Raw genomic sequence first — 25,648 nt, forward strand, 5'->3', positions numbered from 1 at the left:
GTCCGCGGCGGACGGCCGGAACGGGAAGACGACCCAGGAGAGAGAAAATGCGATCAGGAACCACAACAATCATGGCGGCCGTGCTGCTCGCTGCGGCGGGCACGGCGCAGGCGCAGGAGCCGGCGCTGGAGGAGATCGTCGTCACGGCGGAGAAACGGGAGGCGAGCCTGCAGGAGGTGCCCATCTCCATCGCGGCAGTGAGCGGCGACCGGCTGGAGGAACTCAATATCGACGACGTGATGGATCTGTACGTGCAGACGCCGGGCATGTCGTTCAGCCGGGCCGGCGGCGAGGCGCAGATCTACATCCGCGGCATCGGTACCGATGCGTTCGGCGTCACCATCGACCCGAGCGTCGCGCTGCACCAGGACGGCGTCTACCTGGGCCGTCCCCAGATGGGACTCACCCAGTTCCTCGACGTGGATCGCATCGAGATCCTGAAGGGGCCCCAGGGCACGCTGTACGGACGTAACGCGACCGGCGGCGCCATCAACATCATCTCCCGCATGCCGACGCCCGAGACGGAGGGCTACGTGACCGCGGGCTACGGCGAGTGGGACCGGCGCGAGCTGCAGGGTGCGCTGAGCGGCCCGCTCGGCGAAAACTGGCAGGGCCGCATCGCCGCCCGCTACCTGAAGGACGACGGCTTCACCGACGACCTGGAGCCCGGCGGCGCCGAGGAGATCGACGACCAGGACCTGGTCGCCACCCGGGCGATCCTGCAGTACGAGGGCGAAGACGGCGCGGACTTCACGCTGATCGCCGATTACAGCGACTTCTCCAGCGGCAACCGCTCTTCGAAGCCGCTGGACGACCTGTCGTTCGCCGTCGTGAACGGCGCACTGCCCCAGGCCTTCGACGAGACCCGCAACAACCTGCCGACGTTCCACGACTGGGACACCGCCGGACTCACGGCCACGCTGAACATCCCGGTGGGCGAGACCATGATGCTGACCTCGGTGACCGGCTGGCGCGACTACGAGAGCGACTTCTTCTTCAACACCGACGGCACCGAGATCGAGGTGACCCGCTCCTACTTCCAGTACGAGTCGGACCAGCTGTCCCAGGAGATCCGGCTCTCCTCGACGGGTGAGGGCCCGGTGCAGTGGCTGATCGGCGGCTACTATCTCGACGAGGACAAGGAGGGCGCCCTGGGCCTCGGCCGGGCGACCCATCCCTCCTTCGGCGTGGTGAGCTTCATCATCCCCAACACCGACGAGACCCGCGCGAAGGCCCTGTTCGGCGAGGTGAGCTACGACTTCTCGGAGCAGTGGACGGGTACCTTCGGCCTGCGCTACTCCGACGAGGAGAAGAAGGACTTCACCAGCGTGGGCGCCATCTTCGGCGACAACTCGGGTCTGGCGAGCCCGAACCCGGTCACCGTCTTCACCACCCGCGACTCCACGGAAAGCTGGGAGGACGTCTCCCCGCGCTTCGTGCTGGAATACCGCCCGCGGGACGCGCTGATGATCTACGGCTCGGTCACCAAGGGCTTCAAGTCCGGCGGCTGGAACGCCTTCGACGCGACGCCCGCCTTCGAGCCGGAGGAGATCTGGGCCTTCGAGACGGGCTTCAAGTCCGACAGCGCCGACGGGCGCCTGCGGCTCAACGGCTCGTTCTTCTATTACGACTACACGGACCTGCAGGTCTCGACCTTCCAGGACGGCCTCACCGTGACCACCAACGCCGCCGACGCGACGGTCTGGGGCGCCGAGTTCGAGCTCTCCGCCAGTCCCATCCCGGCGCTGGTGGTGAACGCGAGCATCGGCTACCTCAACACGGAGTTCGAGGAGTTCCTCTCGGCCTTCGGCCGCTGCCCCGCCGATGCCACGCCGGCCGAGCTGGCCGGACCCTGCATGGGCGTCGGGCCCGGCGAGACTCGCGTGGTGGACGTCTCCGGCAATAACCTGCAGAACGCGCCGGAGTGGAAGGGCAACGTCAACGGCACCTACACCGTCGGCCTTCGCAGCGGTGCGGAGGTGCGCATCTTCGGCCAGGTGAGCTACCAGAGCGAGCTGTTCCACACCCAGTTCAACGACCCGCTCATCGGCCAGGATGCCACCACGCTGGTGGATGGCCGCGTCGCCTGGGTCTCGGCGGACGGCAACTGGGAGCTGGCCGCCTACGGCAAGAACCTGACCGACGAGGAGTACTTCCAGAACACGGTGCGCTTCACTTCTCTCAGCGAGGGCAATCCGGCGGATCGCTTCAACATCGGCGCAGGGCTGGGTTACCCGGCTCCGGGCCGCTCCTGGGGCGTGGAAGCCACGCTGAGGTTCTGATCCGCAGGGCGAGCATCGCGCCGCCGGCCCGAGCGCCGGCGGCGCGGCGCCCGCAAACGGGGGATGCGCATGGCCAATACGGAGGCCAATACCGAGATCCGGGCCCGGCAGGGCGCGGTGCCTGCCGCACCGCCCATGGCCTGGTATGCCGTGGGCATCCTGACGGTGGCCTACACCTTCTCTTATATCGACCGTCAGATTCTCTCCCTGATGGTCGGTCCCATCCGGGCGGACCTGGGTATCAGCGACTCGGCGTTCAGCCTCCTGCACGGGCTCGCCTTCGCCGTCTTCTACACGCTGCTCGGCGTGCCCATCGGGCGCCTCGCCGACCGCAGGAACCGGCGCAACATCATCGCACTGGGCGTGGCGTTCTGGAGCCTGGCCACCGTCTGCTGCGGCCTGGCCCGCTCGTTCTGGCAGCTGTTCGCCGCGCGGGTCGCCGTCGGCGTGGGCGAGGCGGCGCTCTCTCCCGCCGCCTATTCCATGCTGGCGGACCTGTTCCCGAAGGAGAAGCTGGGCCGCGCCATCGGCATCTACTCCAGCGGCGTATTCGTGGGCATCGGGCTGTCGTTCATCATCGGCGGCGTGCTCATCGCCACCATCGAGGCTATGGGCGGCATCACCCTGCCGGTGGTCGGCCACCTGGCGGCCTGGCAGGCCACCTTCATCATCGTGGGCGCGCCGGGGATACTGGTGGCGCTGTTCATGCTGACGCTGAAGGAGCCGGAGCGCCGGGGGCGGGGCGACCTGGTCGGCTCCATGCCGGTATCGGAGGTGATCGCCTACGCGGTGCGCAACCGCCGGGTGTATGCGCTGCACTTCGTCGGCTTCGCCATGATCACCCTGATGTTCAACGGCATCATGGCCTGGGCGGCCGAGTACTTCATCCGCATCCACGGCGTGGACCGGGGCACCATCGGGCCGCAGCTCGGCCTGCTCACCGTGGTCTTCGGCGGGCTGGGCATCATCTGCGGCGGCCTGTTCTCGGACTGGCTCTCGGCCCGCGGCCACACGGACGCCCCGGTCAAAGCGGCGCTCACGGGCGCCATTTGCCTGACGCCGGTGGCGGTCACCGCCACGCTGGTGCCCGACCCGCGCCTGTCCCTGTTCCTGTTCGCCCCGGTGCTGTTCTTCTCCAGCTTCCCGTTCGGTCCGGCGGCCGCCGGGCTGCAGCTCATGACGCCGCCCGCCATGCGGGCGCAGATGTCGGCGGTGTATCTGTTCGTGGTGAATCTCACCGGCATCGGCTTCGGCGGCACGGCCACGGCGCTCGTGACCGACTTCGTCTTCCGTGACGACATGATGCTGCACTGGTCCATCGCCACCATCGCGCTGGTGGGCGGGATACTCTCGATCGTCCTGCTCACCTTCGCGCAGAAGCCGTTCCGGCGCACCATCGCCGAACTCTCCGCGCCCGTCGGGGAGGCCGCCCGGTGACGACGGCCTGCCGGCTGCCGGTGGACCATGTGGGCATCCTCGGCGAGGCCATCGCGCCCCTGAAGCGCGACTGGGAGGCGCTGGGCTTCCGGGTGGTGGGGCCGGAGGAGTTGATCGGCATCGGCGAGGACGGCGAGCCCCGGGGCCTCGGGCAGTTCAGCGCCCACGTCATGTTCGCGGAGGACTATATCGAACTCACGGCGGTCGAGCGGCCGTCCCCGGACCATCACCTCGGCCGGTTCCTGGGCCGGGGCGACGGCCTGCGCCTCGTCATCCTCGCCGCCGACGACATCGAGTCCCGCCGGGCGGCGCTGGAGGCACGGGGTCTGGCGCCGGGGCCCGTGAGCGAGGCGGCGCGCGACATCCACTACGGTGCCGGCGGCACCGCGCGGTTCCGCTGGTTCCCCGTCGCCGCCGAGGCCTGCCCCGACGTACTGATGGCCTGCGTGCGCCACGAGACGCCGGAGATCGTCTTCCAGCCGACCGTGGCGCAGCACCCGAACACGGCGACCGGCATCACCCGGCTCCTGTACACGGGGGAACGGCTTCCGGAGGGTTACGCCGCACTCGCTGCCGACGAGGGCATGACGCTGGAAGCCCGGCCTGTCGCGGCCCTGGCCGCCCTGTTCGGCGATGGCGTCGAAAGCTGCCCGCCGTTCGCCGGCATCGGGGTGGCCGTGCGTGATCCGCAGGCGGCGGCGGCCGTGCTGACGGCGAATGCCGTGCCGTTCCGGCAGGTGCCGGAAGGGCTGGCCGTCGCGCCGGATCGGACCGGCGGCGTGGGCGTGGTGTTCGAGCCGGAGCGGCCGTGAGGCTCTTCTACTCACCCTTCCACGATTTCGCCCACAAGGTGCTCGTGGTGGCGCACGAGGCCGGGCTGGCCGGCGAGATCGTGACCGTGCCGTCCTTCCCGTTCCGCAATCTGGACGGGCAGTGGGTGGCCGGCCGCTACGACACGACGGCGCTGAACCCGCTGGGCAAGGTGCCGTTCCTCGCGCTGGACGACGGCACCGTGCTGTACCAGAGTCAGGTGGTGGTGGAGTACCTCGACAGTCTGGCCCGCGGCGAGCCCCTGTATCCGGCCGGCGGTCTCGCCCGCTTCGACGCCCTGCGCCGGCTCTCGCTGGGTGACGCGCTGTTCGAGTGCGCCGTGCAGATGAGCATGGAATGCTGGCGCGAACCGGCGGAGCGCCGGGCCGGCCTGTTCGACTGGCTGTGGCCGAAGGTGACCCGCTCGTTCGACGTCCTGGAGCGGGAGGCCGGGCAGTGGCTCGGTTTCGACATCGGCCATGCCGGACTCTTGCAGGGCGTGAGCTACGTCGACGGCTGGGCGAGCGGCCGGGACGACATCCCGGGCAATCCCTGCGGCGAGTGGCGCAGCCGCTGGCCGGGCCTCGCCGACTGGTTCGCCGCGGCCTGCGAGCGGCCGTCGGTGCGCAGCCATTACCGCCGGCCCTACGACGGCGACACCTCGCCGGAGCAGCACCGGGCGGCGGTGGAGGCGGTGCTGGCCGCCCGGGAGGCGAGGGCATGATCGAGTTTTATTACTGGCCGACGCCGAACGGCAAGAAAGTGGCGATCATGCTGGAGGAGTGCGGGCTGGACTACGAACTGCGGCCGGTCGACATCCTCAAGGGCGAGCAGTTCGAGCCGGAGTTCCTGGCCATCAGCCCCAACAACAAGATCCCCGCCATCGTCGACCGGGACGGACCGGGCGGCGAGTTCCCGCTGTTCGAGTCCGGCGCCATCCTGCAGTACCTGGCCGAGCGCAGCGGGCGCTTCCTGCCCCGTGAGACGGCGGCCCGCTACCGGGTGCTCGAGTGGCTGAATTTCCAGGTGGCGAGCCTGGGGCCGATGCTCGGCCAGTGCGGGCACTTCCTCGGCTACGCCCCCGAGCGCATCCCCTACGCCATCGAACGCTACCGCAAAGAGGCGCTGCGGCTGTACGGCGTACTCGACCGGCGGGTGGCGGCACGGGAATGGCTGGCCGGCGACTATTCCATCGCAGACATGGCCGTGTACCCCTGGATCGACGTGCGCTGGCTGCACGAGATCGATATCGACGAGTTCCCGAACGTGCGACGCTGGTTCGAGCGCGCCGGCGAGCGCCAGGCGCTGCGCCGGGGCATGGCGCTGCTCGCCGACCGGGAGGTCATCGGCAACCCCAGCGACGAAACCCGGGAGGCGTTCTTCGGCCGCACCCAGCGGGAGCAGGGCAGAGGCTGAAGCGGGCTCTTTACGGCCGCCGTATTCGGCGTATGCTAGCGTCTCTCGGCGCCGCGCCGCGGCCGGTCGACTCGCCACATTGGCAACCAACCTCCAACTCGAGATCGTTCCCCAGCCGGACGACATGACCTGCGGGCCTACCTGCCTGCACGCCGTCTACGCCTACTGGGACGACCCCATCGGACTCGATCGTCTGCTCGCCGAGGTGCGCATGCTGCCGGCCGGTGGCACCCTCGACGTATTCCTGGCCAACCACGCGCTCGCCCGCGGCTATGACGTGACCATCTTCACCTACAACCTGCACGTGTTCGATCCGTCCTGGTTCCCGGCCGGTGCGGATGCGCTTTCCGAACGGCTGCGGCGCCAGCGCGAAGTCAAGCGCGACGGCCGGCTGCAGGCCGCGACGGCGGGCTACCTGCGCTTCCTCGAACTCGGCGGAAAAGTACGCTATGAGGATCTCACCACCAGCCTGATCCGCCGTTACCTGAAGAAGGGGGTGCCGATCATGACCGGGCTCAGCGCCACCTACCTGTACCGCAGCGCCCGGGAGATCCCGGACACGATGGCCGCGGACGACATCCGCGGCGAGCCCTGCGGTCATTTCGTGGTGCTCTCCGGCTACGACCGGCGCACGCGCCAGGTGAAGGTGGCGGATCCCTACCGGGCCAATCCCTACTCGGCGGACGGCTACTACCCGGTGGACATCCGGCGTCTGATCGGCGCCGTGTTTCTCGGCATCGCCACCTACGACGCCAACCTGCTGGTCATCCGTCCGCGGGGCAAGCAGGCATGACCAACCTGATCGTCGTCGACGACCGCGAGCACTGGCCCGGGGAGATCGCCGGGGCCCGGGTGGTGGATGCGCTCACCTATCTCACGGCCGAGGAGTTCAGCCGCGGCCGCGGCCTGCGCGTGTTCAATCTCTGCGCGTCGTACCGCTACCAGCAGTACGGCTACTACGTCTCGCTGCTGGCGACGGCGCGCGGGCAGCGGCCGCTGCCGGACGTGGCCACCATCCAGGATCTTAAGACGCGTACGCTGCCGCGTCTGGCGAGCGACGATCTGGATGCGATCATCCAGCGTAGCCTGCACACGCTGGAGTCCGAAGAATTCATCCTGAGCGTGTACTTCGGCCGCAACATTGCCCGGCGCCACGAGCGGCTCGCCAGAGCGCTGTTCAACCTGTTCCCGGCGCCGCTGATCCGGGCCTCGTTCCGCCGCCGCGACGGCAAGTGGCTGCTGGAGAACGTGCGCGCGGTGCCGGTGGGCGAGATCCCTGAATCCCACCGGGACTTCCTGCTGGAGTCCATCGAGGCCCACTTCGCCCGGCGTCGGCCGAGCCGCCGGCGCGAGGTTCCGGGCGGTTACGACCTGGCCGTGCTGGTCAATGCCGAGGAGGCGTCGCCGCCGTCGGATGCGCAGGGGCTGCGCCGCATCACGCGCGCCGCCCGCCGGGCCGGTTTCAACGTGGAGCTGATCGGGCGGGACGATTTCGGCCGCCTGGCGGAGTTCGACGCGCTGTTCATCCGCGAGACCACCAGCGTGAACCACCACACCTACCGCTTCGCCCGGCGCGCCGAGCTGGAGGGGCTGGTGGTCATCGACGACCCCATCTCGATCATTCGCTGCACGAACAAGGTCTATCTCGCCGAGATGATGCGCCGGCTCGGCGTGCCGACGCCGAAGACGCTGATCGTCAGCCGCAAGAACGCGGCAGCCATCGCCGAGGGGCTAGGCTTCCCCTGCGTGCTGAAGCAGCCGGACTCCAGCTTCTCGGCCGGCGTCACCCGCGCGGACGACCCGGCGGAGCTGGACGCCGCCCTGAAGGCCATGTTCGAGAAGTCCGACCTGGTCGTGGCCCAGGCCTTCCTGCCGACGGACTTCGACTGGCGGATCGGCGTGCTGGATCGCCAGCCCCTGTTCGCGTGCCGCTACTACATGGTGGAGCGGCACTGGCAGATCTACCAGCGTTCGGACACCGGGCGGGTGAGTTCGGGGCGCTGGGATACGATGCCCGTCGACGACGTGCCCGCCGAGGTCACGGACATCGCGCTCAGGGCGGCCAACGCCATCGGCAACGGCCTGTACGGCGTGGACGTGAAGCAGACCGGGAAGCGCTGCTACGTGATCGAGGTGAACGACAACCCGAGCCTCGACGGCGGGGTCGAGGACGCCGTGCTCGGCGATCAGCTCTACGACCGCATCATGGCCGTCTTCCTGGCGCGGGTGGAAGCCCGCAAGCGGGGCCGCGCCAATGGCTGACCGGGACACGCTGGGCCTGTTCGAGGGCTACGGCATCGAGATCGAATACATGATCGTGGATGCGGCCAGCCTGGACCCGGCGCCGGCCTGCGACTGGCTGCTCACCGAGGCCGCGGGCGAGCTCACGGACGAATACGACAACGGCGCCATCGCCTGGAATAACGAACTCGCCCTGCACGTGGTGGAGTTCAAGACCAACGGGCCGGTGCCCTCCCTGGAGGGGGTGGCCGGCCACTTCCAGGCGAACGTCGCCCGCGCCGGCGAGATACTGGCCGGCCGCGGGCTGTGTCTGCTGCCCGGGGCCATGCATCCCTGGCTGGAGCCCGCCACCGACATCCGTCTGTGGCCCCACGGACAGCGCGACATCTACCAGGCGTTCGACCGCATCTTCGACTGCCGCGGCCACGGCTGGGGCAACCTGCAGAGCATGCAGATCAACCTGCCGTTCCGCGGCGACCGGGAATTCGCGGCGCTGCATGCAGGGGTGCGGCTGGCGCTGCCGCTCCTGCCCGGCATCGCGGCCAGCTCGCCCGTCATCGACGGTTTCGTCACCGAGCGCCGTGACAACCGGCTGCGCGTCTATCGCAGCAACTGCGCCCGGGTGCCCTCGGTAACCGGGCAGGTGGTGCCGGAGCCGGTTGCGGGCATGGGCGATTACCACGAGCGCATACTGGAGCGGATCTACGGCGACCTCGCGCCGCTCGATCCGGACGGCGTGCTGCGCCACGAGTGGGTGAACGCCCGCGGCGCCATCGCCCGTTTCGACCGCATGGCCATCGAGATCCGCGTCATCGACAGCCAGGAGTGCCCGGCGGCCGACCTCGCGATCGCGGATCTCGCGGCGGGCGTGATCCGCGCGCTGGTCGAGGAGACCTGGGCGCCGCTGGCGACGATCGCGGCCTGGCCCCAGGACGACCTGGTGCGATTGCTGGCGCTCACCGAAGAGCGGGCCGAGTCCCTCGAGATCACGGACTCCCGTTTCCTGCGCTGCTTCGGCTACGACGGCAGCTCGGAGACCGTGAGCCACCTGTGGGGGCGGCTGGCCGAGGACCTGAGTGCGCGGGGCTGGCTGCTGCCTGCATCCGAGGAGCCGCTCGAGCTGTATCTCCGCCACGGCACGCTGGCGAGCCGCATTCGCCGGGCGCTGCCGCCCGAGCCGGGCCGCAACGAGCTGCGCGAGGTCTATCGCCAGCTCGCCGACTGCCTCGACGCCGGCCATGGCTTCGTGCCCTGAGACCCGCCTCGTCCTGACCAGCGAGCACGGCACCGCCGCGGTGCCGGCCCGCTATGCGGAGCTCTTCCGCGGGGCCGACGAGCTGCTGTCGAGCCACCGCGCCGTGGATCTGGGCAGCGCGGAGCTGACCGCCTGTCTCGCGCGCCGCACCGGCGTGCGGCCGCACCGCGCACGGGTGACCCGGCTGCTGGTCGACTGCAACCGCTCGCCCGGCCACCCGGGGCTCTACTCCGAATTCAGCCGCGCCCTGCCGGCCGCCGAGAGGGCACGCCTGCTCGAGCGCTACTACCGGCCCTACCGCGAGGCGGTCGAGGCCGACGTCGCACGCGGCATCGAGGCGGGGCAGACGGTGTTGCACGTCTCCGTGCACAGTTTCGCCCGCGTGCTGGACGGGCAGGAGAGGAATGCGGACGTGGGCCTGCTCTACGATCCGGGCCGCGAGCGCGAGAGGGCGCTCTGTCGACGGTGGCAGTCGCTGTTGCAGACCGAGCCCGGCCTGCGCGTACGGCGAAACTACCCCTACCGGGGCGTTGCCGACGGCCTGGTGACCCGGCTGCGCCGGCGTTTCCCCGCCGGGCGCTACGTCGGCATCGAACTGGAGGTCTGTCAGGACATCGCGAGCGGGGGCGATCCCCGCTGGGGACGGCTGAAGCGGCTGCTGGGCGACAGCCTGGAGGCCGTCATGGCGAGCGCTTGCTCCGCTTCTGCGCGTACATGAGGGCATCGGCCTCGCGCAGCATGCTGTCGAGATCGCCGTGGCGGTCCGGGTCGAACAGGACGCGCCCGACGCTGTAGGCCAGCCGATAGTCCTGCCCGGCTTCCGCGTTGCAGTCCGTCACCCGCCGGGCCAGCCGCTCCAGCGGGGCGGCCAGGTCCGCGGCGCCGATATCCGCCGCGAATACGCAGAACTCGTCGCCGCCCAGCCGTGCCACCACGTCGGAGTGGCGGAACGATTTCAGGAGCAGCCGGGCGAAGGTGCGAATGGCACGGTCGCCCTGCTCGTGGCCGCGGGCGTCGTTGATCTCCTTCAGCCCGTCCAGGTCGATGACCAGCAGCGCAGCCGGCTTGTCGTGGTTGGCGCACAGGCGCATCAGGCGCTCCGCGGTGCGCAGGAAGCCGCGCCGGTTGGCCAGCCGGGTGAGCTCGTCCGTGACCGCCAGGGTCATGTTCTCGAGCTCCGCCTCCACCATCTCGCCGAGTTCGCACAGCATCTCCATGTCCTCCACGGAGAACAGACGCGGCACGTTGTCCACGGTGAAGAAGGTGCCCACCCGGGAGCCGCCCGGCGCGGACAGCGGATAGCCGGCGTAGAAGCGGAAGCCGGCACCGTCGCCGAGCAGCGGGTGATCGGCATAGCGGGGATCCGCTGCCGTGTCGTGGACGACGAAGACGTCGTCGGCCGCCAGCGTGGCGGCCGGGTCCGGTGCCGCCGGCGCGCCGTCGATGGCCCCGCGCTCGCCGTTGAGGCGCACCCGTGCCACCGGCGTGCCGAACAGGCGCTTTGCCAGGCGGGTCACCCGGTCGAAGCGCTCGTCCTCCGGCGCGTCCAGCATCCGCAGGGAATGAAACAGCTGCAGGCGCGTCGTCTCGCCGCTGGCATCGGTGGATGTCGGCATCACTCGCGGGTTCTCCGTCTCGGTCGTTGCGGCCACCCTACATAATCGGACGCGGCGGCGGTGTGATCCGCGGCACATAAGCGCGCCGGCCGTCGGGACGGAACTGGGTCACGGTTTCGCGACTCACTTCTCAGGTCGGGAACTGAGCGGCCGCTAAGATTCCCTGCGAGGCGATGAAGGCCGGGTCATACCGTCGGGGATCAGCAGCCGGGGCAGCATGGAAGAACAGCAACAACAACGCATTGGACGATTCGAAGTGAAGCAGCGCCTCGGTCGCGGCGCCCAGGGCTCGGTGTACCTGGCGCACGATCCGTCGCTGGAGCGGCTGGTCGCGGTCAAGCTGCTGAATGCCAGCAACCCGGAGCTCGCAGCCGTGGACGACGACGGCCGCACCCCGCTGGAGGGGCGCATCGCGAGCCGGCTGCGCCATCCCAATATCGTCTTCATCTACGACGCCGGCGAGTACAAGGGACTGCCGTACCTCGTCTTCGAGTACGTGCAGGGCAAGACGCTGCGCCACATCCTGAGCCAGCACGGCGCCCTGCCGCTGGAGCGCGTGTGCGCGCTGATCGGCCCCATCCTGGACGGCGTTGCGGCGGCCCACGAGGAGGACGTGATCCATCTCGACCTCAATCCCCGCAACGTGCTGCTGGACAAGGACGAGCGCCCCCGCATCATGGACTTCGGCCTGTCCCGGGTGGTGGGCCGGGTCAGGCGCAGCAAGGACACGGCCACCGGTACGCTGCGCTACATGGCGCCGGAGCATTTCCGCGGCGGCGAGCTGGGACCCGCGACCGACGTGTTCGCCCTGGGCAGCACCTTCTACGAACTCGTCGCCGGCCGCCCGGCGATGCAGGGCGATTCCGCGCCCGCCATCATCCACCAGCTCTGCGAGAGGTCCGTGGACATGGCGCCGTTGCAGGGCTGGCCCGCCGGGGAACTCTTCGCGGCCTTCCTGAAAGGGGCGCTGGAGAAAGACCCCGCCGCTCGCTACCAGGACGCCGGCGCCATGCGCGAGGCGTTCCGGCTGTTCCTGCAGGAGTCGGGCCTCGGCGAGCAGGCGCAGTCCCAGTCGCACAGCACGGTGGAATTCCTGCTGCGGCGCATGCAGCGCAAGCAGGACTTCCCGACCATCTCGCGCACCCTGGTGGACATCAACCGGCTCACCGCCAGCGGCAGCGACGCGCCGGCGGAGAAGCTCGCCAACGTGATCCTGCGCGACTACGCCCTGACCAGCAAGCTCCTGAAGCTGGTCAACTCCGCCTTCTACGGCCACATCGCCAACGAGGTCACCAGCATCTCCCATGCGGTGATGCTGCTCGGCTTCGAGAAGGTGCGCATGATCGCCAACAGCCTCACCTTCTTCGGGCGCATGCAGGGCAGCCCGGAGCTGAAGGACGCCACCACCCGCTCGTTCATGTGCGGGCTCATGGCCCGCCACCTGGCACGGCGCCGTGGTCTCGCCGGCGCGGAAGAGGCTTTCATCTACGGCCTGTTCCGCAACCTCGGCGAGAACCTGGTCATCTATTACTTCCCCGAGGAGCACGGCGAGATACGCCGTCTGATGGTGACCCGTGAGCTGTCCAAGATGGCCGCATCCCGGGGCGTGCTCGGCGTGAGCTACGAGGATCTCGGCGCCGCCGTCGCCCGGGTGTGGAAACTGCCGGACGCCATCATCGACGTGATCCGCGGGCTGCCCAACGACGAGCCGGAGGAGCCGGCGTCGGAGGCGGACCGGCTGCGTGATATCGCGATATTCGCCGAGGAACTCTGCGACGTGGCCGGCATGGACGACCACGAGGCCCAGGACGCGGCCCTCGTCCGGCTGGTGGAGCGCTTCTCGCCCAGCGTCGAGGTCGACGCCGAATTCGCGGGCAGGCTCGTCGCGGCGGGTGCGGACAAGCTGCGCCAGTACGCCCCGGTCTTCGAGATCGACGTCGCCGGGAGTCCCTTCTGCCGCTCCGCCATCGCCTGGTCGCAACGCTATTGCGAGGGCGGCGCGGTCGGCACCGCCGAGACCGCCGTCCGGCAGCAGGCCGGCTGATCCCGCGGCCATGCACCTGACAGCGGCCGGTTTGATGGTATATTCGTGCGCTCGGACAACCAAGAACCGGAGAAGGAACAGGCAATGGCTGGCAAATTCGAGATCTATAAGGACAAGAAGGGCGAGTATCGATTCCGTCTGGTAGCGGGCAACGGTGAGAATCTGCTCGCTAGCGAGGGTTACAAGTCGAAGTCGAGCGCCGTGAACGGTGCGGAGTCGGTGCAGAAGAACTGCGGCGACGCCAATTGCTTCGTCAAGAACACGACTCCCACGGGCAAATTCCGCTTCAACATGAAGGCGAAGAACCACCAGGTCATCGGCACCAGCCAGAACTACGAGTCGGAGTCGAGCCGCGACAACGGTATCCAGGCCGTCGCTCGCGCCGCCAAAGGGGCGAAGGTCGTCGATCTCACCTGAGCCCTCGGGCGGCGGCCGGTACGGCCCTCGCCTCGTCGGACAGACTGATCGCACGGAGGCGGATCCGGTTGCCGGGTCCGCCTCTTCTTTTTTCGACAGGTCCGCGCTCCGCGTGCAGAGTCAGGCGGGCGTGGCAAAATAACGGAACGTTCCATTGCCCGAAACGCTCATGACCCGGACTGCCGCATCCCCCAAAGAGCCGCTCCGCCTGATCCCGTTCGAGCGGGCGCCGAATTTCCGCGACCTCGGCGGTTACACCACGGCCGAGGGCCGCCGGGTCGCCTGGGGCCGCGCGTTCCGCAGCAGCCACCTCGGCTGGCTGACGCCGGCCGATCGCGAACGCTTCGCCGCGTTGAACATCGGCGAGGTGTTCGACCTGCGCCGGACCGGCGAGTCCGAGGCCTATGCCAACCGGATCCCGCCCGGCATCCGCAGCCACCATTTCGATATCGACGTCGGCAGCACGAAGAGCTACCGCCGGCGGCTGGAGTCGGGCACGGCCACCCGCGAGTCCACCCACGACATGATGGTGGACGCCTACCGCAGCTACGTCACCGGGTTCGCGGAGCGCTTCGGCCGTCTGCTGAAGCTGCTGGCCACCGCCGACGAGCATGCGGTGGTCATCCATTGCATGGTCGGCAAGGACCGCACCGGCATCGCCTCCGCCCTGCTGCTCGGTGCCCTGGAGGTACCCCGGGAGGACATCCTCGAGGACTACCTGCTGTCCTCCACCTATTATCCGCCCAAAGAAATCCTCGCCCGCATCCGGCAGACCATCGAGGACTCGCTGGCCGGGCCGTGGGACGACGAGACGGTGGCGCCGTTCTGCTCCGTCCACGAGGACTACCTCAGCGCGGCCTTCGAGGAGATCGACCGGCGCTATGGCGACACGGAGGCCTACCTCCGCGCAGCGCTCGGGCTGGACGATGCGGATCTGGGACTGTTGCGCGAGCGCTTCCTGGAGTAGGGCCGGAGCGGCGCGCGTCAGCCGAGCATGGCGAACAGCCGCTGCCAGGCGCCCGGGTCGGTGACGGCCACGAATACGAGCCCCGACAGCGCGCCCCAGAGGTGCGCGTCATGGTTGATCCTGCCCGCGGCGCGGCGCGCCGAATACCAGCTGTAGACGACATAGGCCACCGCGAACAGCGGCGCCGGGATGGGTACCGGCAGGGGCAGGATGAAGATGGAATAGGTCGGGAAATACACGATGAATGCGAACAGCACCGCGGAGATGGCGCCCGAGGCGCCCAGCGAGGCATAGGCGGGGTTGTCCCGGTGCTTCATGAAAGTGCCGGCATGGCTCGCCAGCAGGCCGATCGCATAGAGGATCACGAACGGCACGGTGCCGATGTGGCGCTCCAGCGGCAGGCCGAAGAAGAAGAACGTGATCATGTTGAACGCGAGGTGGGGCACGTCGCCGTGGATGAAGCCGCTGGTGATGGCGGTGTGCCAGTCGCGGCCCCGGCCGAGCCGGGCGGGGCGGAACAGGTTCGCCTCGATGATGCGCGGGTTGGCATACAGGCCAGCCAGGCTGACCGCGAGGGTCAGCACGAGCAGCGCGAGCGAGGCGGGATTGGCGGCTAATGACATCGATCGGCTCCGGGCTGGCCCTTATGCTAGCACTCCGGCTGAGGCCCCGGTGCGTCCGCCTCGCCGGCAAATGGGCATCTGCGCAGGGCATCTGCTAGTGTCGAGCGGATGGACGAAGCCGACTACAAAGACCTGTTCCGCGACTGGCGCGTGCCGCTGCCGCCGGTTACCGACAACCCGGACGGCGAGCCCCGGCGGGTGGGCGTCGAGCTGGAGATGATCGGCCCCGGCGTGGCCGAGGTCAGCCGGCTGGTGGCCACTCACTTCGGCGGGCAGGTGGAGGAGAAGAGTCGCGACGAGCACCTGGTGCACGGCGATCCGGCCGGCGACTGGGGCGTGGAGCTCGACTACGAGTACCTGAAGCAGAAGGGCCGGGAGGAAGACCCGGAGTCGGACCTGGCGGCCTTCATCGACGAGGCCGCCGAGAGTCTCGTCCGCGCCGGCGCCGAAGCGGTGGTGCCGGTGGAGGTGGTCAGCCCGCCGCTGCCGATGGAGCGCCTCGCCGAGGTGCAGTCGCTGATCGCGCGGCTGCGCCACGCAGGTGCCCGGGGCACCGGGGCCGGCATCTCCTACGCCTTCGGCCTGCAGCTCAATCCGGAGCTGCCGTCCCTGGACCCGGACACCGTCGTCGCCTATCTCAAGGCCTTCTTCTGCCTGTACGACTGGCTGGAGAAGCGCTCGGCACCCGATCTCACGCGCCGGCTGACCCGCTTCATGGCGCCGTTCCCCGCCCGCTACGTGCGCAAGGTGGTGGATCCCGATTACCAGCCCGGCCAGGCGCGCCTGATCGACGACTACCTGGCGGACAACCCCACGCGCAACCGGGCGCTGGACCTGCTGCCGCTGTTTCTCCATCTGGACGAGCAGCGGGTGCGCGCGGTGGTGGACGACCCGCGGGTGAAGCCGCGCCCCACCTTCCATTACCGCCTGCCGAATTGCGAGATCGATCGGCCCTACTGGGGCATCCATCTCGCCTGGGCCGACTGGCTGAAGGTGGAGGCGCTGGCGGCGGACCGCGCGAGGCTCATTCGCATCTGCAGGGCCTATGCCCGCTGGCTGGACGAGCCGCTCGGGCACCTGCTGGAGAACTGGGCACGGGAGGTCGAGTCTTGGCTGGGCCGGACGGCAGACCGCTGATCGGCATCACCGGCCCGCGCCGTGGGGCGTGGGGACCGCGGGTCTGCGTGCATGTTGCCGTGCTGCTGGCCGGCGGCCGGCCGCGCCACCTGCGGCCCGGCGACCGGGTGTCCACGGGCGACCTGGACGGCGTGATCGTCACCGGCGGGCACGACGTGGAACCGGTGCTCTACAAGGCCGAGGCCGAGGTGGAGGGCCGCTACGACCCGGAGCGTGACGCCTTCGAATCGGAGATCATCGACTGCGCGCTCGCCGACGGCACGCCGCTGCTCGGCATCTGCCGGGGCGCGCAGCTCCTGAACGTGCGGCTGGGCGGCACCCTGTTCCAGGACCTGCGCAGCCGCCGCCACCGCACCTCGCACCGGCGCACGCTGCTGCCGCTGAAGACGCTGTGCGTGCGCGAGGACACCCGGCTGGCCGGCCTTCTCGGCGGACAGGAACTGAAGATCAACAGCCTTCACAACCAGAGCATCGACCGGCTGGGCGAGGGGCTGGAGGTGTCCGGCCGGGATCTCGACGAGATCGTGCAGGCCGTGGAGGAACCCCGTCGCCGTTTCCTCATGGGTGTGCAGTGGCATCCGGAGTTCCTGCTGTATCTCTCCCGCCAGCGGCGGCTGTTCCGCCGGCTGGTGGCGGCGGCCCGGGACTATCGATCGGGGGTCCCGCACGCTTGATCACCTACGTCGGACTCTTCTTCACCGCGCTCCTGGCGGCCACGCTGCTGCCGTTCTACTCGGAGGTCCTGTTCGCCGGCCTGCTGGTGGAAGGCTACGACCCGCTGGCGCTGTGGACCTGGGCGACGGCCGGCAACACGCTGGGCGGGGCGGTGAACTGGGCGCTGGCCCGCTTCTTCCTGCGCTTCGAGGACCGGCGCTGGTTTCCGTTCCGGGAGAAGAATCTGGGCCGCGCCCAGGCCTGGTTCCAGCGCTACGGCGTCTGGTCCCTGCTGATGGCCTGGGCGCCGATCGGCGGCGATGCGCTCACCTTCGTCGCCGGGCTGATGCGGGTGCGCCTCTGGCTGTTCCTGCTGCTGGTCGGCATCGGCAAGGGGGCCCGCTACGCCGTCGTGCTCTGGATGGTGGAGGGCGCGAGTCGGGCGGTCGCCTGAACCGGGCAAAAAATTGACAGCCCGGTCGGTATTCTGCATCTTTCGGCGGGCGGCTGACTCGGGGGAGCGCCGCCGGGGGTGCGAGCCCGGCAGGATCGCGGGGGAAAGACGTGGATGCCCGAGCGCCCTTGAGTCTGGCGGATAACCGCTACGCCCGCCGGGTGTTGCTGTGCCTGCTGTATTTCACCCAGGGATTCCCCTGGGGTTTCGCCACCGTCGCGCTGCTGGCCATCCTGAGCGAGGCGGGCCACGACAAGGCCCAGACGGCCACCGTGACGGCCATGGCGATCCTGCCCTGGAGCTTCAAGTTCGTCTGGGCGCCGATGATCGACTCGCTGCGGTTCCCGTCGATGGGGCTGCGCCGTCCCTGGCTCATGTTCGCCCAGACCTCTATGGCCGTGACGCTGCTGGGTGCCGTGTACACGGGCGCCCTGGAAAGTACCGGCACGCTGACCTGGATCGCCTGGGTGTTCTTCATCCACAACTGCTTCGCGTCGATGCAGGACGTGGCGGCGGACGCGCTGGCCGTGGATCTGCTGGACGACAGCGAGCGGGGCCGGGTCAACGGCTTCATGTGGGGCTCGAAGCTCGCCGGCATCGCGGTGGGCGGCGCCGGCATGGGCTTCGTGGCCGCCCGCTGGGGCATACCGACGGCGGTCATCATCCAGGCGGTGATGGTGATTGCCGTGCTGGCGGTAGTCATCGCCTGGCCGGAGCGCGCGGGCGAGAAGCGGCTGCCGTGGAGCGCGGGCCAGGCCCGGGGCGTCGCCGCGGCACGGGATTTCGGGCCGCTGATCACGCTGAAGGAACTGAAGCGGGCCTTCTCCAACCGTACCACCGCGACGCTGCTGATCTTCGGTGTCATCCACGTCTCGACGGAGGGCCTGTTCTATCCCCTGACCACGGAGTTCTTCGTGCAGGGGCTGGGCTGGAGCGCGGAGCGCTTCTCGCGGGCCCAGGGGACCTGGGGCGTGCTCGGCGAGCTGGTGGGCGCACTGGCCGGCGGCTATCTCTGCGACCGGTACGGGCGCCGGCGCATGGCCGCGGTGGGGCTCACGGTACTCGCCGCGTCCATGGGCGGTTTCGGCCTGCTGTTCGCCGGCTCCTTCGATGCCGACGGAGGCCACGTGGTGCTGCTGCCGGCCTTCAAGGGCGCCATGGCATTCTCGACGGTCGCCATGTTCTCGCTCTACATGAAGGTCTCCTGGACGGCGGCCGCGGCCACCCAGTTCACGCTGTACATGGCCATGGGCAACCTCGGTTACGCGCTGGGCGCCAAGCTGCTGACCTGGCTGGACGTCGCCGGCTACGACCTGCGCCTGGACGAGCTGTACCTGCTGGGCGGGCTCATGCCGCTGCTGGCGCTGCTGCTGCTGATCGGCCTGGATCCCGACGGCGTCGAGCGGCGCAAGATCGCCGAGCGCGAGGCCCTGGTGCCAAGCTCGGTGGCAGGATCGGTGACAAAGGCCGCTGCCGCAGGCTGAGTTAGACTGGGGCCATGGACGACGGAGCTCCCAGACCTTCTTCCCAGGGCACCTACATCCTCGCGGCGCTGTGGGCGCTGGTGATGCTGTCGGCGGCGGTCGCGCCGCGCCTGGTGCCCGCGGATGGCGCGGCGCCGGGCGCCACGGCCACCCTGGCCGTGCTGGCTTTGCTGAGTCTGGCCGCATTGATCGCCGTGTGGCTGCTGCTGCAGACACTGCCCCGCCTGCGCGTGCTGGGCGGGCTCGCCCGGGTGCTCGGCATCCTCCCCGCCGTACTGAATATCCTGGCCGTCGCCTGGGTCTGGCACCTCATCACCGTCTGACGCGGGGGCGATTCTTCCGTATCATTGGGGATTGGCCCGGCCCGCCGAAGGGCCCGAGAACGAAGAACTCAACGTGGAGAACCCTATGAAGATCGGTGTGCCCCGGGAGACATGGCCCGGCGAGAAACGCGTGGCCACCACTCCCGAGGTGGTCGGTCAGCTGATCGAGCTCGGATTCTCGGTGCAGGTGGAGAGCGGCGCCGGCAGCGCCGCGGATTTCTCCGACGATGCCTACAGCGAGGCCGGCGCGAGCGTCGTCGAGAACGCCCACGAACTCTGGAAGACCAGCGACATCGTCCTGAAGGTGCGCCCGCCCGAGAGCGAGGAGGTGGAACTCCTGCAGGAGGGCCAGACGCTGGTGAGCTTCCTGTGGCCGGCCCAGAACGAGGATCTCCTGAACCGGCTCGCCGAGAAGAAGGTGACGGTGCTGGCGATGGATTCCATCCCGCGCATCTCCCGCGCCCAGAAAATGGACGCGCTCTCCTCCATGGCGAACATCGCCGGTTACCGCGCCGTCATCGAGGCCGCCCAGCATTTCGGGCGCTTCTTCACCGGCCAGATCACCGCGGCCGGCAAGATCCCGCCCGCCAAGGTGCTGGTGATCGGCGCCGGCGTGGCCGGGCTGGCCGCCATCGGGGCGGCCAAGAGCATGGGCGCCATCGTGCGCTCCTTCGACACCCGCCCCGAGGTGAAGGAGCAGGTGGAGAGCATGGACGCCGAGTTCCTGATGCTCGACTTCGAAGAAGAGGGCTCGGGCGAGGGCGGCTACGCCAAGGTGATGAGCGAGGAGTTCATCAAGGCCGAGATGGCCCTGTTCGCCGAGCAGGCGAAGGACGTGGACATCATCATCACCACGGCGCTCATCCCGGGCAAGCCGGCGCCGAAGCTCATCACCGCCGAGATGGTGGAGTCGATGAAGCCCGGCAGCGTCGTCGTCGACCTGGCCTCCGAGCAGGGCGGCAACTGCGAGCTGACCGAGCCGAACGAGGTGGTGGAGCAGCACGGCGTGACCATCATCGGCTACACGGACCTGCCGAGCCGGCTCGCGGCCCAGTCCAGCCAGCTCTACGGCACCAACCTCCGTCACCTGCTGACCGACATGACGCCCGAGAAGGACGGCAATCTGGTCGTCGATTTCGATGACGAGGTGGTGCGCGGCGCCACCGTCGTGAAGGAGGGCGAGGTGACCTGGCCGCCACCGGCGCCGAAGATCAGCGCGGCACCGCCGACGAAAAAGGAGGCCGAACCGGCCCCGGCACCGCCCGAGCCGAAGAAGCCCAGCGTCATGGGCCCGATCATCCTGTTCGGCGCTGGCGCGCTGGCATTGCTCGGCCTGGGTTCGGTGGCGCCGCCGTCGTTCATGCAGCACTTCACCGTGTTCGTGCTGGCGTGCTTCATCGGCTACATGGTCATCTGGAACGTGACGCCGTCGCTGCACACGCCGCTGATGAGCGTCACCAACGCCATCTCCAGCATCATCATCATCGGCGCGCTGCTGCAGATCTCCTCGCCGGTGGGCTGGATCGCCTGGATGGCGGGCTTCACCGTGCTCATCACCGCCGTGAATATCGCGGGTGGTTTCGCCGTCACGCAGCGCATGCTGCAGATGTTCCGCAAGTAGGAGACAGACATGCCACAGGGAATCGTCACCGTCGCCTACATCGGCGCAACCGTCCTTTTCATCCTGGCGCTTGGCGGGCTCTCCAACCAGGAGACCGCACGGCGGGGTAATTACTACGGCATGACGGGCATGGCCATCGCCCTGCTCGCCACCATCTTCGGCATCGTCACCGACAACTACGTGCTGCTGATCGTGGCGCTCGCCATCGGCGGCACCATCGGCCTGCTGGTGGCGCGGCGCGTGCAGATGACGCAGATGCCGGAACTGGTCGCCATACTGCACAGCCTCGTCGGCCTGGCCGCCGTGTGCGTCGGCTTCGTCAACTTCGGCGACCCGTCGGTGCACTTCACCGGCGTGGAGAAGACCATCCACGACGTGGAGACCTATCTCGGCATCCTCATCGGTGCCGTCACGTTCTCCGGTTCGGTGATCGCCTTCGGCAAGCTCTCCGGGCGCATCGGCGGCAGTCCGATGCTGCTGCCAGCGCGTCACTGGCTGAACCTGGGCCTCCTGATCGGGGCCGTCTGGTTCGGTGCCGAGTTCGTCCAGCAGTCGGCGGCCGGCGGCGGGTTCTGGCCGCTCGTCTTCATGACCCTCATCGCGCTCGCTTTCGGCGTGCACATGGTGATGGCCATCGGCGGCGCGGACATGCCCGTGGTGGTCTCCATGCTGAACAGCTACTCGGGCTGGGCGGCGGCAGCCACCGGCTTCATGCTCAGCAACGATCTGCTGATCGTCACCGGCGCGCTGGTGGGCTCCAGCGGCGCCATCCTCTCCTACATCATGTGCCGGGCCATGAACCGCAAGTTCCTGAACGTGATCGCCGGCGGCTTCGGCACCGGCGGCGGCATGGCCGCGGCGAGCGACGGCGAGGAGGGGGAGGTCAACCCCATCACCCCGGAGGACACCGCCGCGCTGCTGGAAGACGCCAAGGAAGTCATGATCGTGCCCGGCTACGGCATGGCCGTGGCCCAGGCCCAGCACATCGTCTACGAACTCACCCGCATGCTGCGCGACAAGGGCGTGAACGTGCGCTTCGGCATCCATCCGGTGGCCGGCCGCATGCCGGGCCACATGAACGTGCTGCTGGCCGAGTCCAAGGTGCCCTACGACATCGTGTTCGAGATGGACGAGATCAACGACGACTTCCCGGACGTGGACGTGTCCATCGTGATCGGCGCCAACGACATCGTGAACCCGTCCGCCCAGGAGGTGCCGGACAGCCCCATCGCCGGCATGCCGGTGCTGGAGGTGTGGAAGGGCAAGACCACGATCGTGCTGAAGCGCAGCATGGCCACCGGCTACGCCGGCGTGCAGAACCCGCTGTTCTTCAAGGAGAACACGCGCATGCTGTTCGGCGATGCCAGGGAGAGCCTGGACGCCGTCCTGAAGGCCCTCTGAGCGCCCCGTGGCCGGGAAAAATATCACCAAGATCCTCGTCGCGAACCGGAGCGAGATCGCGATCCGGATCGTGCGCGCCGCCTACGAGCTGGGACTCGAGGCGGTCAACGTCTATTCCGACGAGGATCATCTCACCCTGCACCGCTTCAGCGGCCACGAGGCCTACCGGATAGGCCACGGCCTCACGCCGACGGGCGCCTACCTGGACATCGACGAGATGCTGCGGGTGGCGCGCCAGTCCGGCTGCGATGCCGTGCATCCCGGCTACGGATTCCTGTCCGAGAACCCGGACTTCGCCGAGGCCTGCGCGCAGGCCGGCATCACCTTCATCGGCCCGAAACCGGAGGTGATGCGCCGGCTCGGCAACAAGGTGCAGGCCCGCCAGATCGCCGAGGCCGCCGACGTGCCGGTGATGCCGGCCACCGAGCCGCTGCCGGACGACCCGGCCGAGATCTCCCGCCTGGCGGCGGAGATCGGCTACCCGGTGATGCTGAAGGCGAGCTGGGGCGGCGGCGGCCGCGGCATGCGGGTCATCGAGGACGAGAAGGAGCTGCACAGCCAGATCGACATGGCCCGCCGTGAGGCGAAGGCGGCCTTCGGCAACGACGAGGTGTACCTGGAGAAACTGGTGCGCCGCGCCCGCCACGTGGAAGTGCAGGTGCTGGGCGACGAGCACGGCAACGTGGTGCATCTGTTCGAGCGGGACTGCAGCGTGCAGCGCCGTCACCAGAAGGTGGTGGAGCGCGCGCCGGCGCCCTACCTGGACGAGGCGGCCCGGGAGGACATCTGCAACGCCGCGCTGCGGCTCGCCCGTTCGGTCGATTACACGAACGCCGGCACGGTCGAGTTTCTGCAGGACGTGGACACCGGCGCCTACTACTTCATCGAGGTCAACCCGCGGGTGCAGGTGGAGCACACCGTCACGGAGCAGGTGACCGGGCTCGACATCGTCAAGAGCCAGATCCAGATCGCCGCCGGCGGGCGCATCGGCGACCCCGACACCTGCGGCATCCCGGCGCAGGCCGACATCCGCATGCGCGGCTCGGCGCTGCAGTGCCGGGTGACCACCGAGGATCCGCGTAACAACTTCATCCCGGATTTCGGCCGCATCGTCGCCTACCGCAGCCCGGCGGGTCCGGGCATCCGCCTGGACGCGGGCACCGCGTATTCGGGCGCGGTCATCACGCGCCATTACGACAGCCTGCTGGTGAAGGTCACCGCATCGGGCCAGAACGACCTGGAGGCCGTCCATCGCATGCGCCGTGCGCTCGGCGAATTCCGCGTGCGCGGCGTGGAGACTAACCTCGAGTTCCTGCAGGGCCTGGTGACCCACCCGCGCTTCCTCGAGGCCGATTACAACACCCGCTTCATCGACGAGACGCCGGAGCTGCTCGACCTGCCGCTGCCGCAGACCCACGCGACCAAGCTCGTCCACTACATCGGCGAGGTGATCGTCAACGGCAACGCCCAGGTGGAGGGGCGTGCGCGGCCGGCGAGCCGTCGGGCGCCGGAGCCGCCGCCGCTGCCGGAGGTACCGGTCGTCGACGGCGTTCGTCAGATTCTGGAGCGCGACGGGCCCGAGGCCGTCGCCAACTGGCTCAAGGAACAACCCGTGCCGGTGGTGACCGACACCACGTTCCGCGACGCCCACCAGTCGCTGCTCGCCACCCGCATGCGCTCGGTGGACATGCTGCGGATCGCGCCGCACTACGCGCGGCTCATGCCGGGCCTGTTCTCCGTGGAGTCCTGGGGCGGCGCCACCTTCGACGTGGCCATGCGTTTCCTGAAGGAAGACCCGTGGCAGCGCCTGGCGGACCTGTCCGAGGCCATGCCGAACCTCATGCAGCAGATGCTGCTCCGGGCATCGAACGGCGTCGGCTACACCAACTACCCGGACAACGTGGTGCGCCACTTCACCCACCGGGCGGCGGAGGCGGGCGTCGACGTGTTCCGCATCTTCGACTGCCTGAACTGGGTGGAGAACATGCGCGTCGCCATCGACAGCGTGCGCGAGACCGGCAAGATCGCCGAGGCCGCCATCTGCTATACCGGCGACATCCTGGACCCGGCCCGGCCCAAGTACGACCTGGCCTATTACGTGGAGCTGGCGAAGCAGCTCGAGGCGGCGGGCGCCCACATCCTGGCCATCAAGGACATGGCCGGGCTGCTGAAGCCCGCGGCCGCGACGAAGCTGATCACCGCGCTGAAGCAGGAGATCGGCCTGCCCATCCACTTCCACACCCACGACACCAGCGGTGCCGCGGTCTCCAGCATCCTGGCGGCGGTGGCCGCCGGCGTGGACGCCTTCGACACCGCCATGGACGCCATGAGCGGCCTCACCTCCCAGCCCTGCATGGGCTCTGCGGTGGCGGCGCTGAAGTTCACCGATCACGACACCGGCCTGGACGAGACCCACATCCGCACGCTGTCCAATTACTGGGAGCAGGTGCGCGGCCAGTACGCCGCGTTCGAGCCGGATATCCGCGCGGGTGCCTCCGAGGTCTATCTGCACGAGATGCCCGGCGGCCAGTTCACCAATCTCAAGGAGCAGGCGAACTCGCTCGGCATCGGCCGTCGCTGGCACGAGGTGGCGCGGGCCTATGCGGATGTGAACCAGGCCTTCGGCGACATCGTCAAGGTGACGCCGTCCTCGAAGGTGGTGGGCGACATGGCGCTGATGATGGTGACCCAGGACATCACCATCGAGCAGGTCTGCGACCTGGAGCGTGACATCTCCTTCCCCGATTCGGTGGTGGCGTTTTTCGCCGGCGAACTCGGCCAGCCGCCGGGCGGTTTCCCGCGCGACCTGCAGAAGAAGGTGCTGCGCGGGAAGAAACCGTTCACCGACCGGCCGGGCAAGCATCTGGAGCCCGTGGATCTCGCGGCCGAACGCGAGAAGCTGTCGGAGGCCATCGGCCGGCCGGCCTCCGAGCTGGACGTGGCCAGCCACAACATGTATCCGAAGGTCTTCGCCGAGTTCGAGGCCCACTGGCAGGAGTATGGTGACGTGAGCGTCCTGCCCACCCACGTGTTCTTCTACGGCATGGAGCCCGGCGAGGACATCACGGTCACCATCGTCGAGGACGGGCGCCAGGCGGTGATCCGTTATCTGACGGCCTCCGAGGCCGACCCCGAAGGCGTGCGCCACCTGTTCTTCGAGGTGAACGGCTGGCCGGCCTCGGTGCGCATCGCCGACAACGCGCTGGCCCACGACAAGGTCCTGCACGAGCGCGCCGACCTGTCCAACTCCAGCCATGTCGCTGCGCCCATGCCGGGCCTGGTCGTCTCCGTCGCGGTCGAGCCCGGCCAGAAGGTGGAGCGGGGCGATCCCCTGCTGACCATGGAAGCCATGAAGATGGAGACCGCCGTGTCGGCCGAGCGGGACGGCACCGTGAAGCGGGTGGTCGCCGGCCCCGGCGCCCAGGTCGAGGCGAAGGACCTGCTGATCGAGTTCGAGTAGGGTCGG

22 protein-coding genes are annotated in these 25,648 nt (G+C 68.9%); 20 read left to right on the top strand and 2 right to left on the bottom strand.

Annotated features, from left to right (window positions below):
• The first annotated feature begins 47 nt into the window (after positions 1–47).
• The 9 genes from ACJMK0_RS07800 (at position 48) to ACJMK0_RS07840 (ending at position 10,159) form a co-directional block, all read left to right on the top strand.
• Entirely contained in the window at positions 48–2,282 is a 2,235-nt protein-coding gene (locus ACJMK0_RS07800; protein WP_405237108.1) for a TonB-dependent receptor, read from the top strand.
• A 69-nt stretch (positions 2,283–2,351) separates the two neighbouring features.
• Positions 2,352–3,719 carry a spinster family MFS transporter gene (locus ACJMK0_RS07805; RefSeq protein ID WP_405237110.1) on the top strand — a complete coding sequence of 456 codons (1,368 nt, stop codon included), beginning with the start codon at positions 2,352–2,354 and terminating at the stop codon, positions 3,717–3,719.
• The gene (locus ACJMK0_RS07810) at positions 3,716–4,531 is read left to right on the top strand and encodes a VOC family protein (RefSeq protein ID WP_405237112.1); all 816 of its coding nucleotides are present in this window, start codon (positions 3,716–3,718) and stop codon (positions 4,529–4,531) included. Before ACJMK0_RS07805 ends, ACJMK0_RS07810 begins: the two co-directional genes overlap by 4 nt.
• On the top strand, positions 4,528–5,253 hold the full coding sequence (locus ACJMK0_RS07815) for a glutathione S-transferase family protein (RefSeq protein ID WP_405237114.1): 726 nt from the start codon (positions 4,528–4,530) through the stop codon (positions 5,251–5,253). Before ACJMK0_RS07810 ends, ACJMK0_RS07815 begins: the two co-directional genes overlap by 4 nt.
• On the top strand, positions 5,250–5,945 hold the full coding sequence (locus ACJMK0_RS07820; protein ID WP_405237116.1) for a glutathione S-transferase family protein: 696 nt from the start codon (positions 5,250–5,252) through the stop codon (positions 5,943–5,945). The genes ACJMK0_RS07815 and ACJMK0_RS07820 overlap by 4 nt, the downstream gene beginning before the upstream one ends.
• A 79-nt stretch (positions 5,946–6,024) precedes the next feature.
• On the top strand, positions 6,025–6,738 hold the full coding sequence (locus ACJMK0_RS07825) for a C39 family peptidase (RefSeq protein WP_405237118.1): 714 nt from the start codon (positions 6,025–6,027) through the stop codon (positions 6,736–6,738).
• The gene (locus tag ACJMK0_RS07830) at positions 6,735–8,207 is read left to right on the top strand and encodes a RimK family protein (protein WP_405237119.1); all 1,473 of its coding nucleotides are present in this window, start codon (positions 6,735–6,737) and stop codon (positions 8,205–8,207) included. Before ACJMK0_RS07825 ends, ACJMK0_RS07830 begins: the two co-directional genes overlap by 4 nt.
• Positions 8,200–9,441: a carboxylate-amine ligase gene (locus ACJMK0_RS07835; protein ID WP_405237121.1), complete on the top strand. Its 1,242-nt coding sequence runs from the start codon at positions 8,200–8,202 to the stop codon at positions 9,439–9,441. Before ACJMK0_RS07830 ends, ACJMK0_RS07835 begins: the two co-directional genes overlap by 8 nt.
• Positions 9,425–10,159: an N-formylglutamate amidohydrolase gene (locus ACJMK0_RS07840; RefSeq protein ID WP_405237123.1), complete on the top strand. Its 735-nt coding sequence runs from the start codon at positions 9,425–9,427 to the stop codon at positions 10,157–10,159. Before ACJMK0_RS07835 ends, ACJMK0_RS07840 begins: the two co-directional genes overlap by 17 nt.
• Here the strand turns inward: ACJMK0_RS07840 and ACJMK0_RS07845 are convergent.
• Positions 10,122–11,057, bottom strand: a complete 936-nt coding sequence (locus ACJMK0_RS07845) for a sensor domain-containing diguanylate cyclase (RefSeq protein WP_405237923.1) — start codon at positions 11,055–11,057, stop codon at positions 10,122–10,124. The two genes, ACJMK0_RS07840 and ACJMK0_RS07845, sit on opposite strands and share 38 nt — an antisense overlap.
• Positions 11,058–11,274: 217 nt before the next feature.
• Here ACJMK0_RS07845 and ACJMK0_RS07850 point away from each other — a divergent pair, with 217 nt between their 5' ends.
• The 3 genes from ACJMK0_RS07850 to ACJMK0_RS07860 all read left to right on the top strand — a co-directional run bounded on the left by ACJMK0_RS07850 (position 11,275) and on the right by ACJMK0_RS07860 (position 14,485).
• Complete coding sequence (locus tag ACJMK0_RS07850; protein WP_405237125.1) at positions 11,275–13,101, top strand: protein kinase domain-containing protein; 1,827 nt, start codon at positions 11,275–11,277, stop codon at positions 13,099–13,101.
• A gap of 84 nt (positions 13,102–13,185) precedes the next feature.
• Positions 13,186–13,518: a YegP family protein gene (locus ACJMK0_RS07855; protein ID WP_405237127.1), complete on the top strand. Its 333-nt coding sequence runs from the start codon at positions 13,186–13,188 to the stop codon at positions 13,516–13,518.
• Between the two features lie 169 nt (positions 13,519–13,687).
• Complete coding sequence (locus ACJMK0_RS07860) at positions 13,688–14,485, top strand: tyrosine-protein phosphatase (RefSeq protein ID WP_405237129.1); 798 nt, start codon at positions 13,688–13,690, stop codon at positions 14,483–14,485.
• 17 nt (positions 14,486–14,502) lie between these two features.
• On the opposite strand, the gene ACJMK0_RS07865 is transcribed toward ACJMK0_RS07860, so the two are convergent.
• Positions 14,503–15,108 (bottom strand): rhomboid family intramembrane serine protease, encoded by a 606-nt coding sequence (locus tag ACJMK0_RS07865; protein ID WP_405237131.1) that lies wholly within the window; start codon positions 15,106–15,108, stop codon positions 14,503–14,505.
• 108 nt (positions 15,109–15,216) lie between these two features.
• Between ACJMK0_RS07865 and ACJMK0_RS07870 the strand changes: the two genes are divergently transcribed.
• From ACJMK0_RS07870 to ACJMK0_RS07905, 8 genes are all read left to right on the top strand, one after another.
• The gene (locus ACJMK0_RS07870; RefSeq protein WP_405237133.1) at positions 15,217–16,245 is read left to right on the top strand and encodes an amidoligase family protein; all 1,029 of its coding nucleotides are present in this window, start codon (positions 15,217–15,219) and stop codon (positions 16,243–16,245) included.
• A complete protein-coding gene (locus ACJMK0_RS07875) occupies positions 16,218–16,919 on the top strand; it encodes a gamma-glutamyl-gamma-aminobutyrate hydrolase family protein (RefSeq protein ID WP_405237135.1) in 702 nt (233 codons plus the stop codon). The genes ACJMK0_RS07870 and ACJMK0_RS07875 overlap by 28 nt, the downstream gene beginning before the upstream one ends.
• Positions 16,916–17,353, top strand: coding sequence for a YqaA family protein (locus ACJMK0_RS07880; protein ID WP_405237137.1), 438 nt, complete (start codon positions 16,916–16,918; stop codon positions 17,351–17,353). The genes ACJMK0_RS07875 and ACJMK0_RS07880 overlap by 4 nt, the downstream gene beginning before the upstream one ends.
• 128 nt (positions 17,354–17,481) lie before the next feature.
• A complete protein-coding gene (locus tag ACJMK0_RS07885; protein WP_405237139.1) occupies positions 17,482–18,837 on the top strand; it encodes an MFS transporter in 1,356 nt (451 codons plus the stop codon).
• Between the two features lie 14 nt (positions 18,838–18,851).
• Complete coding sequence (locus tag ACJMK0_RS07890; RefSeq protein ID WP_405237141.1) at positions 18,852–19,160, top strand: hypothetical protein; 309 nt, start codon at positions 18,852–18,854, stop codon at positions 19,158–19,160.
• Positions 19,161–19,245: 85 nt separating this feature from the next.
• Positions 19,246–20,781 (top strand): Re/Si-specific NAD(P)(+) transhydrogenase subunit alpha, encoded by a 1,536-nt coding sequence (locus ACJMK0_RS07895; protein WP_405237143.1) that lies wholly within the window; start codon positions 19,246–19,248, stop codon positions 20,779–20,781.
• A 9-nt stretch (positions 20,782–20,790) separates the two neighbouring features.
• Positions 20,791–22,182: a Re/Si-specific NAD(P)(+) transhydrogenase subunit beta gene (pntB, locus tag ACJMK0_RS07900; RefSeq protein WP_405237145.1), complete on the top strand. Its 1,392-nt coding sequence runs from the start codon at positions 20,791–20,793 to the stop codon at positions 22,180–22,182.
• A gap of 7 nt (positions 22,183–22,189) precedes the next feature.
• Positions 22,190–25,642 (top strand): pyruvate carboxylase, encoded by a 3,453-nt coding sequence (locus ACJMK0_RS07905; RefSeq protein WP_405237147.1) that lies wholly within the window; start codon positions 22,190–22,192, stop codon positions 25,640–25,642.
• Positions 25,643–25,648 lie beyond the last annotated feature (6 nt).

The sequence above is a fragment of the Lentisalinibacter orientalis genome, assembly GCF_040706535.1.
Taxonomy (GTDB): domain Bacteria; phylum Pseudomonadota; class Gammaproteobacteria; order Steroidobacterales; family Woeseiaceae; genus Lentisalinibacter; species Lentisalinibacter orientalis.

What these genes read in the sequence shown, in the direction of transcription:
- ACJMK0_RS07800 (WP_405237108.1), top strand. Translation starts at nt 48, where the DNA reads ATGCGATCAGGAACCACAACAATCATGGCGGCCGTGCTGCTCGCTGCG.
- ACJMK0_RS07805 (WP_405237110.1), top strand. Translation starts at nt 2,352, where the DNA reads ATGGCCAATACGGAGGCCAATACCGAGATCCGGGCCCGGCAGGGCGCG.
- ACJMK0_RS07820 (WP_405237116.1), top strand. Translation starts at nt 5,250, where the DNA reads ATGATCGAGTTTTATTACTGGCCGACGCCGAACGGCAAGAAAGTGGCG.
- ACJMK0_RS07830 (WP_405237119.1), top strand. Translation starts at nt 6,735, where the DNA reads ATGACCAACCTGATCGTCGTCGACGACCGCGAGCACTGGCCCGGGGAG.
- ACJMK0_RS07835 (WP_405237121.1), top strand. Translation starts at nt 8,200, where the DNA reads ATGGCTGACCGGGACACGCTGGGCCTGTTCGAGGGCTACGGCATCGAG.
- ACJMK0_RS07840 (WP_405237123.1), top strand. Translation starts at nt 9,425, where the DNA reads ATGGCTTCGTGCCCTGAGACCCGCCTCGTCCTGACCAGCGAGCACGGC.
- ACJMK0_RS07845 (WP_405237923.1), bottom strand. Translation starts at nt 11,057, where the DNA reads ATGCCGACATCCACCGATGCCAGCGGCGAGACGACGCGCCTGCAGCTG.
- ACJMK0_RS07850 (WP_405237125.1), top strand. Translation starts at nt 11,275, where the DNA reads ATGGAAGAACAGCAACAACAACGCATTGGACGATTCGAAGTGAAGCAG.
- ACJMK0_RS07855 (WP_405237127.1), top strand. Translation starts at nt 13,186, where the DNA reads ATGGCTGGCAAATTCGAGATCTATAAGGACAAGAAGGGCGAGTATCGA.
- ACJMK0_RS07860 (WP_405237129.1), top strand. Translation starts at nt 13,688, where the DNA reads ATGACCCGGACTGCCGCATCCCCCAAAGAGCCGCTCCGCCTGATCCCG.
- ACJMK0_RS07865 (WP_405237131.1), bottom strand. Translation starts at nt 15,108, where the DNA reads ATGTCATTAGCCGCCAATCCCGCCTCGCTCGCGCTGCTCGTGCTGACC.
- ACJMK0_RS07870 (WP_405237133.1), top strand. Translation starts at nt 15,217, where the DNA reads ATGGACGAAGCCGACTACAAAGACCTGTTCCGCGACTGGCGCGTGCCG.
- ACJMK0_RS07890 (WP_405237141.1), top strand. Translation starts at nt 18,852, where the DNA reads ATGGACGACGGAGCTCCCAGACCTTCTTCCCAGGGCACCTACATCCTC.
- ACJMK0_RS07895 (WP_405237143.1), top strand. Translation starts at nt 19,246, where the DNA reads ATGAAGATCGGTGTGCCCCGGGAGACATGGCCCGGCGAGAAACGCGTG.
- pntB (WP_405237145.1), top strand. Translation starts at nt 20,791, where the DNA reads ATGCCACAGGGAATCGTCACCGTCGCCTACATCGGCGCAACCGTCCTT.